The organism is Celeribacter sp. ULVN23_4 (assembly GCF_054788345.1).
The window spans coordinates 1-1,708 of the sequence record NZ_JBTVYO010000022.1 but is presented as its reverse complement, the minus strand read 5'-3'; the positions used below and the strand labels follow the sequence as shown (position 1 = coordinate 1,708).

The window sequence follows — 1,708 nt, the reverse complement described above, 5'->3', positions numbered from 1 at the left end:
CCCGTGACGTGGACCTCTGGGCCTATCCGTACAGTGTTGTCCTTGACGACTTACGACCGGGGAAGTCGACCGACAACGCCTTCAACGGGCGGCTCAAAGCGCCATGCAGGAAACTGTTTCAAGCCGCAATCAAAAGAATGTTGGGTTGCTTTGCATAATAATGTGGTCGATATTCAGCACAATCTATTGCAATAGAACAACTATTGAGAAGAGTTTATAGAGATGCAGGACGTATTGGGCTCACAGCCTCAGATTGTGCGACGCAAGGAAACAGCTTTATGGGGCCTGACCATTGCCACCTTCTTCGCGGCTTATACGTTCGCTCTTGGTGCCCCGATGTTCCGTCTCGACGATGCTTATATTGTGCTTCACAATGCTGATGCACTCTTTAATGCTGACAAAAATTTCCCGGGAACACCTGCTCTTTATGGGTCGACAAGCCTTCTGCACACGCTAGCTGCTGCAGTGGCGGGCCAACTTTTCGGACCGGAAGCAGGATTGATGGTGCTTTCGTGGTTTGCCATAGGCCTCTATGTGTTTGGCATATTAGAAATGGCGCGACAGGCAGGGCTTTCTCTGCTCTTCCGCACACTTGTCACGGCCACCGCCTTAACCACAGGAGATTTAGTTCAGGTCTTTCTCAATGGTTTAGAGACGGTTTTCGCGATGGCTGTAATCAGTTGGACCATCGTGCTTCACCTTAGAGGGTCACGGTGGCTTCCAGTTTTAGCTGCGCTCGCCCCCTTTGTGCGCCCTGAGCTTTTCCTATTATCTGCCTTTATAATGGGTGATCTACTCTTAAAGTATGATTTAGAAGAGGCCCGCTTTGTGAAGCTACGCCCGTTCGCCACTTTTTCGGTGATCATTTGCATCCTTCTTTTAGTTCAGTTCGTCACATCGGGCGGTCTACTTCCGGCAACAGGCGAAGCAAAAAAAATTTTCTTTGGCGTCTCAGACGCAGATGCTTGGGAAGAAACATCATTCGGAATATCTAACATGTTGCGTTTTCTGAGTTATCTTATGCCGCAGCCATTGTTCGTCTTTGGGCTCTTCCGTCGCAGATACTCCGCCTATCTCTTCTTCATCTTAGCGCTACTTCTCTATTATGTCGTGTTCCAACCAAACATTATCGGGCAAAACTTCTTCAGATATATGTATGTCTTATTGCCCTTCTTCACGCTAGGAGGCATTGCTCTGATAGCCTCACGCACAGCTGCAATTCGGATGATGACAATCAGTCTCTTCATCGCTGCGCTTGCACTCAACATGAGCACAGCAGTGCAGAAACTTTCGAAAAACATGGAAATTGTGAGACAAAAACATGAGACACTTGTACAGGAGGCAACATGGATCAAACAAAACCTCTCTCCTTCTGACACCGTACTCGTCCATGATGTTGGCTATATCGCCTTCGCAACCGATCAGAGCTTTTTTGACATGGTCGGACTAAAGTCTCCGCCAGCAGTCGAAATCAATGCACGTTTTGCCTATAAGCAAGGAGCCGAGGGGCGTGGTGAAGCACTGGCTGAAATGGCGAGACTTGTAGACGCAAAAGCCATGTTGGTCAGTACTGGCTGGAATCGAAATCAAAGCTTGACGGCCCCCCTTGCAGGACAAGGATGGACACTGTCGCCCCATCCCGGAGGCAACCCAGCCGGTCTTGAGGCCTATATATTAACGCCTCCTGAAAAGTGAAAGGGGCAGTGTC

At 49.1% G+C, this 1,708-nt stretch carries 1 protein-coding gene; it reads left to right on the top strand.

Annotated elements, in window-relative coordinates:
• Positions 1–222: 222 nt before the first annotated feature.
• Entirely contained in the window at positions 223–1,695 is a 1,473-nt protein-coding gene (locus tag ACYBHZ_RS19300) for a hypothetical protein (RefSeq protein WP_460275945.1), read from the top strand.
• Positions 1,696–1,708 lie beyond the last annotated feature (13 nt).

What these genes read in the sequence shown, in the direction of transcription:
- ACYBHZ_RS19300 (WP_460275945.1), top strand. Translation starts at nt 223, where the DNA reads ATGCAGGACGTATTGGGCTCACAGCCTCAGATTGTGCGACGCAAGGAA.